The organism is Streptomyces sp. NPDC040610, assembly GCF_055594065.1.
Genome location: NZ_JBVIXA010000006.1, coordinates 542366 through 550097 on the forward strand (window position 1 = coordinate 542366; position 7732 = coordinate 550097).

The window sequence follows — 7732 nt, forward strand, 5'->3', positions numbered from 1 at the left end:
CGGTCCGAACCTGACGGCTGCTCAAAGCCTCAGCAGCCGGGGCCCGGTGACGCGTTGCCGCTCAGCTTCACCAGGGCGCACAGCGTCTTCACGGACACCTTCCAGGTGTCGTCCTGGTTCACCGCCGTCCCGCTGGCGGTGGGCAGCGCGGTGGCGCCCTTCAGAGTCAGCGCGTACGTCACGTCGGCCTCCGTGGCCGAGGTGAACTCGACCTTGCCGACCTTCGCGCCGACCTGCTTGCCGCGCTCGTCCCCGCTGAAGCCCTGCAGGACCGCGCGCATCTTCGGGCCGTTCTCCAGGACGGCCTCCTTGTCCCGCATGGACGTGGCCGGGTCGAAGAACTTCTCGAAGTTCGTCCGCACCTGTTTCTCGGCGGCCGCGGGGTCGGCGGGCTTCTTCGCGTCGGGCGCCGCGCTCGGCGACGGCGACTTTGCGGGGGTCTTCTCCGTCTTCTCCACCGAGGGCTTCGGCGGCGCGTTGTCGTCGCCGCCCCCGCTGTCGTCACCGCAGGCCGCGGCGGCCGGAACGATCAGCAGGACCGCGGCTGCCGCCAGGGCCGCGCTCCGTACCCTTCCCCGCCGGGGATCGATCCCCCGCCTGGGCCTTGTCCCGAGAACCATCTGGCTCACCACCGGGTGTCGGTCCGGGCGAAGAGCGCCCGGTGCTTTCAGGGTCAGCTTCCAGAAGGCATAGTGCAAGCCATTGGCTGACATGAACAGACCTGTCAGTAACAGACCTGTCTGACTTACGACGTCTCCCAGGGGGCCCCGATGCGGGCGGCACGAACGGATCGGCGATCTCCCACGGCGTCCTCGGCCGCCTCCCGCGCGGCCCGGCTGCGCACGGTGCATCCGATGCTGTGGGCGGCGTTCGCGGCTCTCGCGACCGGGGCGGTGCTCTGCGTGATCGGCTGGTACGGCATCTCCGGCGAGCGCTTCGCCGAACGCCAGCTGCCCTACCTCGCCTCGTGCACGGTGCCCGGCGCCGCGCTGATCGTGGCGGGCGCCGTGCTCCTCGCGCACGGCCGCGGGGCGCTCGCGGCGGCGCGGGTCGAGGAGCTGTACGGGCTGCTCGTGGCCGTCGAGGGGCAGGATCCGGCGGCCGTGCGCGCCGAGCGGGCGGCGGCTCGGGTCGCGACCAGCGACGACCTCCTGACCGTGCCCGGCGGGGGGCTCCTGCACCGCGCGGACTGCCCGCTGGTGGTGGGGAAGCCGGACGCGGCGCCGCCGGACGCGGGCACCCTCGCGTCCGGCGCGACGAGCCCGTGCCCGATCTGCGCGCCCCCGCACGACCCCGGGGACCCGACCGCCCCGGAGGCCTGACCCGGTGGCCTCCCTGAGCTACGACCTCACGCTGGCCGGGCTCTCCGTCGGCAGCGCCGCCGCCCTCACCGGCATCGGCCTGATCGTCACCCACCGCGCGACGGGCGTGCTCAACTTCGCGCACGGTGCCATCGCGATGGTGTGCGTGTATCTGCTGCGCCACCTCACCGTCGAGTGGGACTGGCCGCTCTGGCCCGCCGCGGCCGTCACCCTCCTCGTGGTGGCGCCCGCGATCGGCCTGGTCCTCGAACGCGTCGTCTTCCGGCCGCTCGCCGTCCTCGGCGGCGACCCGGCGCAGACGCTGGTCGCGTCGATCGGCGTCTTCGTGCTCCTGGTCGGCGGGGCGGCGCTGATCTGGGGGCAGGGCGCCCGCGCGGACGTGCCGACGCTCGTGTCGGCGGACCCCTGGGGGCAGTTGGCGGCCGCCGTGGTCCTCGCGCTCGCCGTGTGGGGGGTCACGCGCTTCACCCGCTTCGGCGGGGAGCTGCGGGCGGTGGTAGACGACCGGCGGCTCGCGGTCCTCGCCGGGATCGACGCGGACCGGGTGGCGGCGGCGGGCTGGGCGTTCGGCTCGTTCACGGCGGGGCTGACCGGCGTGCTGCTCGCTCCTTATGTACGTCTCGACCCGTACGGCATGCCGCTGCTCGTCATGGAGGTCGTGGCCGTCGCCGTGGCCGCCCGGATGCGGAACCTGCCGGTGGCGGTCGTCGTGGCGCTCGGCATCGGCGTGGCCCAGAGCCAGCTGACCCGGCTGCACCCGTCGGGCTGGGGCGAGCCGCTGCTCCAGGCGGTCGGCGCGAACCTGTTCGTGGTGGCGCTGCTGATCGCCGCGCTCGTGCTGCCGGGCATCGGCACCGGGGACGCGCTGCCCCGGACGGCCACGGCCCGTGTCCCCACACCGCCCGGCGCGTGGATAGTGGCCGTCGTCCTCTTCTTCCTCCCCCTCGGCTTCGCGGGCCCGGACCTCACCACGTCCGTGCAGGTGCCCGCGCTCGGCGTCATCCTGCTGTCCCTGGTGGTGGTCACCGGCCGGGGCGGGCAGATCTCCCTCGGGCAGGCGGCGTACGCGGGTCTGGGCACCCTGTTCACCGCGCTGCTCGCGACGGGCCGGTTCCCCGGTCTGCCGGAGCTGCCGACGCTGGCCGCGCTCGCCGTGGCGGTGCTGCTCGTCGCGCCGCTCGGCCTGCTCACGGGCTGGCCCGCGATCAGCCGCCACGGCCTCGCGCTCGCCCTCGCCACCTTCGCGGTCGGCGTCGGCGTCAGCCGCTTCGTGTTCGCGCAGCCGTACGCCACGTCGGGCCTCACCCTCGGCCGCCCCGCGGGCTTCGACGGCGACCGCGCGTACTACCTCCTCGAACTCGCCCTGCTCGGGGGCGCGCTGCTGCTCGTGGCGGCGCTGCGGCGGGGGCGCACGGGGCGGGCGCTCGCGGCGATGCGGGACCACGAGGCGGGGGCCGCGGCGGCCGGGGTGCCCGTGCGGGCGCTGAAGCTCGGCGCGTTCGTCACGGGCGCGGCGCTCGCCGCGCTCGGCGGCGGCATGCTCGGCATGGGGTTCCGGGCCTTCGACCCCGCCGCGTTCGACCCCGTGCGGGGCCTGCTGTGGTTCGCGGCCGTGGTCGTCCTCGGCGCGGACAGCCTGCTGGGCGCGCTGCTCGCGGCGGCGCTCCTGGTGGGCCTCGACGCGGGTGCGCGCGGCGGGGTCGCGGCGGCCGTCATCGGCGTCCTCGCCGTCCTCGTCGGCCGCTTCCCCGGCGGCCCGTACGAGGCGCTGCGCGCGGCGGCCCGACGCATCCCCCGCCACCCCCGCCTCACCCCCCTCGGCCTCACCGTCCGCACGACCCTCCTGGCCCCACCGCCGAAACCCTCAGCACCGGCGAAACCCCCGCTCCCGCAGCCGGGTCCGCCCGGACCACCGGCCCCCTACGGCCCACCGGAACCACCCACCCCACAGAAACCACTCGCCCTGCCCAGCCCCCCGGGCCCCCCGCGCCCCTCCCCCCTGGAGGCCCACGGCCTGTACCTCTCGTACGACGGCTTCACCGCCCTCCACGACGTGTCCCTCACCGTCCCGCCCGCCCAGGTGACCGCGCTCGTCGGGCCCAACGGGGCGGGCAAGAGCAGTCTCTTCCACTGTCTGGCGGGGGCGCTGCGGCCGGATCGGGGGCGGGTCACGTTCGGGGGGCGGGACATCACGCGGATGCCCGCGCACGCGCGGACACGAATCGGGGTGGCGCGTACCTTTCAGCAGCTCGCCGTGTTTCCGACGCTGACGGTCGCCGAGAACGTGCGGGTGGGGGCCGAGCGGGGCCGGGTGCGCGACCCGGGCGCGCCGGACCGGGCGCTGCGGCTGTTCGAGCTGGACGCCGTGCGGGACCGGCCCGCCGAGGGGCTGCCCACCGGCACGCTGCGCCGCGTCGAACTGGCCCGCGCCTTCGCGGGCGACCCGCACGTCCTGCTCCTGGACGAGCCCGCCGCGGGCCTGGACACCGCCGAAGTGGCCGCCCTGGCGCGGATCCTGCGGGCGCTCGCCGCGGACGGGACGGCCCTGCTGGTGGTCGAGCACGACCTGGACCTGGTGGCGGGCCTGGCCGACCGTGTGTACGTCCTGACGGCGGGCCGCGTCGTCGCCTCGGGCCCCGCGGACCAGGTGCTCGACCCGCGCCACACCCCCGAAGGCGGCCAGCCGTGACCCGCACCCTGGAACTCCGCGCGGCCCGCGTGCGCTACGGCCCCCTGGAAGCCCTGCACGGCGTGAGCCTCATCGCCCCCTCCCCCGGCCCGACGGTCCTCCTCGGCCGCAACGGCTCCGGCCGTACGACCGCGCTGCGCGCCCTGGCCGGGACCGTCCCGGTGTCCGGGGGCGCCGTCGTCTGGGACGGCGCGGACATCACCCGGCTGCCCGCCCACGAACGCGCCCGCCGCGGACTGTGCTTCGTGCCGGACCGGCAGGCCGTCTTCGGCTCGCTCACCGTCGGCGAGAACCTGGAGCTGGCCGACGCCCGCGGCGACTTCGCCGCCGCCCTGGCCGCGTACCCGGAGCTGCGCCCCCTGCTCGCCCGCCGCGCGGGCACCCTGTCGGGCGGCGAGCAGCGCATGCTGGCCGTCTCCCGTACCCTCCTGTCGCCCGCGCGCGTGGTCCTCGTCGACGAGCCCACCCAGGGCATGTCCCCGGCCGTCGCGTCCCGTACGTACGACCTGCTCAAGGACCTGGACGCGGGCGTGGTCGTCGCCGAGCAACGTCTTCCGCCCGGCCTGCGCGGGCGCGCGGGCCGGGCGGTGGTGGTGTACGAACTGCGCCGCGGCGAGGTCGTGTTCGCCGGGGAGGCCGCGGAGGTGCCGATGGGTGATCACCCCGGTTCGGCGGGGTGAGGCCGCCTCACTTGTCGGGGACGACCAGCACCGTCCCGGGGGTGAGCCGGTCCGGGGAGGGGCCGACCGTCTTGCGGTTGGCCTGGTAGAGGGACTTCCAGCCGCCCTTGAGGTGGTGGCGCCGGGCGATGGAGCTGAGCGTCTCGCCGCGCTTGACCACGTGCGTGATCCGCACCGGCAGCAGCGCGTACCCGTCGAGCTTGGCCGCCTTGACCTTCTTGGAGCAGACCGGCCAGGCCTTCCAGCCCTGGTTGCGCAGCACCTTCTGGGCGATCTTGATCTGCTGCTCGCGGGTGGCGAGGTCGGCGCGCGGGGCGTAGGCGAGGCCGCCGTGCTCCACCCAGGTCGGCTGGTAGAACTGCAGGCCGCCGTAGTAGTTGTTCCCGGTGTTGGCGTCCCAGCGGCCGCTGCTCTCGCAGTGGGCGAGGCAGGCCCAGGGCCCCTCGGCGCGGGAGCAGACGTAGGTGTACCTGGTGGCCTCGGCGCCCGGCCGCGGCGGCGTGGGCGACGCGGTGGCCGACGGCGCCAGGAGCGACAGGGCCGCCGCGGCGAGCAGAGTCACGGGCCCAGACCGAAGACGCGTGTTCGACATCGGGTGCATCTGGTGCATCGGGTCACGCTAAGCAGATCATCATCATGGCCGGGCCCTCGCCGCGCCGCCGTCGGCGCGGCCCCACCCGGTCGGACGACGGGGCACGGCCGCACCGCGCTGACGCCGACGACGCCGCTGACGCCGCGACCGGTCGGGCCCGGCCGCGGCGTCAGAGCTGTCGAGCTGTCGAGCTGTCGAGCTGTCGAGCCATCAGAGCAGCTCAGCTACAGAGCTACAGAGCTACAGAGCTACAGAGCTACAGAGCAGCGTCGCCTCAGACCACGAGCCGCTGTCCAGGAACGATCACGTTCGGATCGCCGCCGATGACCCCCTGGTTGGCCGCGAAGATCCGCTGCCAGCTGGTGCCGTGCGCCGCCGCGATGCGGCTGAGCGTGTCACCGGACCGCACGGTGTAGTTGCCCGAGCCGCCGGGCGCGCGGTATCCGGTGCCCCGGTCGCTGCGGGCGGGGGCGCGGTGCGTCGGAGCGGGCTGCTCCGGTGCCGCCTTCGGCGCGGTGGACCTGGGCGCCGCGGGCTTCGGTGCGGCGGGCGCGGGCGCGGCACCGCCGGGGGCGGAACCCTGGGCGCCCGCACGCGCCGAGCAGGACGGCCAGGCCCCCCAGCCCTGGGCGCGCTGGACCTTCGCCGCGACGGCTATCTGCTGTGCCTTGGACGCCTGGGCGGCCGTCGGCGCGTACGCCGTGCCGCCGTACGCCCGCCAGGTCCCGGCGGAGAACTGGAGCCCTCCGGAGTAGCCGTTGCCTGTGTTGGTCTGCCAGTTCCCGCCGCTCTCGCAGCGGGCGATCCGGTCCCACACTCCGCTGTCCGCGGCGGCCTGACCGCTCGCGGCGAGCAGTGCCAGGGGCGCGAGGAGCGCGGCCCCGCCGAGCACTGCCGTCCTGCGAATGTACTGGGGACGAACGGACATGAATTTCCCTCTCCAAGGACCCGGGCTCCCCCGGGCTCCACGGGCCCCGCGCGTATCCGACGCCGGGGTCCCGCCGAGCCCCGCCCGCCGGCCGGACGGCGCGCCGCCGTCCCGCCACCGGGATCCGTGTGGATCCGTGGCGGTCGATGAGGCCGCGCGGCGCCCTGCCGCACCGTGGCGCCGGAAGTCCGGCCGGTGCGATCGGCGGTCGTACCCGAGCTGTGCTCAGTGCACACGGCGGTGGAATCTAGGAGCGCTCTCGCCCCGCCATCAACCGGATCCTCGTCATTCCAGGCCAGTTGACTGTTACCGGGAGTATCGTTGAGTTTCGGACACCCACTTAATAGTCCGATATCAAGACATGTCACCCCGCACCCGAATCGATCTGTGACTCAGTTCACCGCCTCAACTTCCATGCCCTCAGCAGTCGTTGACATGGAGTGACTGATTCCGCCCATCAACTCACGCTCCGCTCAGGACAGTTCAATTCCGTTCGCCCCCGCGCGTGACTTGCACCACTGATCGCCCGTTGTCTCCTTCATGAGCCGGGCACCACCCGGACACCCCACGCATCGATTCCGAGGAGCCACCCGTGCCGCGCATGCTCGACCTCAGCGACGAGGTACGCGCCGAGATCGGCGATGAAGAAGCCGACCGCCTGCTCGCCGGGGAGAACGCCCCGGGCGCCTACGACTGCACCTCCTGTCGCACCCCCGGCGACTCGGACCGCGAGCGCACCAGCACCGTCCTGTTCGTCGGCGACGAGACCGCCGTGCTCGCCTTCGCCCACGCCGTCTGCCTGCCGTCCCAGATCGTCGAGGTGGCCGAGGAGCAGCTCCAGGGCGCCGTCCGCTCGATCACCGGCGAATCCCCCGACGCCCCCGACTCCGCCGCGGCCCTCGGCGGCCGCCCCGAGCAGGCCGTGCTCGGCGTGACCAGCGGCCTCGTCCTCATCGAAGGCGAACTGCGGCCCGCGCTCGTCGTGGAGCCGACCGGGCCGATCGCCCGCCCCGGCGCCGCGCCCGGGGGCGGCGACGACTTCCTGCCGCTCCTGATCGAGCAGGGCTTCATGCCGGTGACGTCCCTCGACGGCGTACCGGCGACGCTGCACGGCTGGTCGGTGCTGCTCGCCATGGGCCAGCTGCACGCCATCCTCCAGCCCGGCACCGGCAACGGCCCGCAGGTCGCCTGGTGGCAGGCGCACCAGCCGCTCCAGGTCACCGAGGGCTGGCGGGCCGCGGCCAACAAGCTGCAGTCGGTGCTGCTCTTCGCGGCGCCCGCCGGTGCCATCGGCCGTCAGCCCCGCGAGGACCTGCTGCGCGACGCCCTGGACCGGGCCGCGCGGCGCGGCCAACTGGTGGCGTGCGGCATGCCGTTGGCCGGTACGTGAGCCCGACCCGGGTGGCGGGGGGGGGGGGGGGGGGGGGGGGGGGGGGGGGAGAGGGGGGGGGGGAGGGGGGGGGGGGGAGGGGGGGGGGGCCATCTGGGGGGTGGCCCCCTCCTTTGAGGGGGTGGCCCCGG

7 protein-coding genes are annotated in these 7732 nt (G+C 74.9%); 4 read left to right on the forward strand and 3 right to left on the reverse strand.

Annotated elements, in window-relative coordinates; all coding sequences use genetic code 11:
- Positions 1-29: 29 nt before the first annotated feature.
- Complete coding sequence (locus ACZ6AA_RS23765; protein WP_468452736.1) at positions 30-620, reverse strand: MTB12 C-terminal domain-containing protein; 591 nt, start codon at positions 618-620, stop codon at positions 30-32.
- A gap of 150 nt (positions 621-770) precedes the next feature.
- Between ACZ6AA_RS23765 and ACZ6AA_RS23770 the strand changes: the two genes are divergently transcribed.
- The 3 genes from ACZ6AA_RS23770 to ACZ6AA_RS23780 are packed head-to-tail and all read left to right on the forward strand — an operon-like array spanning position 771 to position 4691.
- Positions 771-1322, forward strand: coding sequence for a hypothetical protein (locus tag ACZ6AA_RS23770; RefSeq protein ID WP_471459800.1), 552 nt, complete (start codon positions 771-773; stop codon positions 1320-1322).
- A 4-nt stretch (positions 1323-1326) separates the two neighbouring features.
- The gene (locus tag ACZ6AA_RS23775) at positions 1327-4011 is read left to right on the forward strand and encodes an ABC transporter permease subunit (RefSeq protein ID WP_471459802.1); all 2685 of its coding nucleotides are present in this window, start codon (positions 1327-1329) and stop codon (positions 4009-4011) included.
- A complete protein-coding gene (locus ACZ6AA_RS23780; protein ID WP_471459804.1) occupies positions 4008-4691 on the forward strand; it encodes an ATP-binding cassette domain-containing protein in 684 nt (227 codons plus the stop codon). Before ACZ6AA_RS23775 ends, ACZ6AA_RS23780 begins: the two co-directional genes overlap by 4 nt.
- Positions 4692-4698: 7 nt before the next feature.
- Here the strand turns inward: ACZ6AA_RS23780 and ACZ6AA_RS23785 are convergent, their stop codons facing one another.
- Positions 4699-5253 (reverse strand): transglycosylase family protein, encoded by a 555-nt coding sequence (locus ACZ6AA_RS23785; RefSeq protein WP_468452728.1) that lies wholly within the window; start codon positions 5251-5253, stop codon positions 4699-4701.
- 304 nt (positions 5254-5557) lie between these two features.
- Positions 5558-6211 (reverse strand): LysM peptidoglycan-binding domain-containing protein, encoded by a 654-nt coding sequence (locus tag ACZ6AA_RS23790; RefSeq protein ID WP_468452727.1) that lies wholly within the window; start codon positions 6209-6211, stop codon positions 5558-5560.
- A gap of 592 nt (positions 6212-6803) precedes the next feature.
- Here ACZ6AA_RS23790 and ACZ6AA_RS23795 point away from each other — a divergent pair.
- Positions 6804-7601: a hypothetical protein gene (locus ACZ6AA_RS23795; RefSeq protein WP_468452725.1), complete on the forward strand. Its 798-nt coding sequence runs from the start codon at positions 6804-6806 to the stop codon at positions 7599-7601.
- Positions 7602-7732 lie beyond the last annotated feature (131 nt).

What these genes read in the sequence shown, in the direction of transcription:
- ACZ6AA_RS23765 (WP_468452736.1), bottom strand. Translation starts at nt 620, where the DNA reads ATGGTTCTCGGGACAAGGCCCAGGCGGGGGATCGATCCCCGGCGGGGA.
- ACZ6AA_RS23770 (WP_471459800.1), top strand. Translation starts at nt 771, where the DNA reads ATGCGGGCGGCACGAACGGATCGGCGATCTCCCACGGCGTCCTCGGCC.
- ACZ6AA_RS23790 (WP_468452727.1), bottom strand. Translation starts at nt 6,211, where the DNA reads ATGTCCGTTCGTCCCCAGTACATTCGCAGGACGGCAGTGCTCGGCGGG.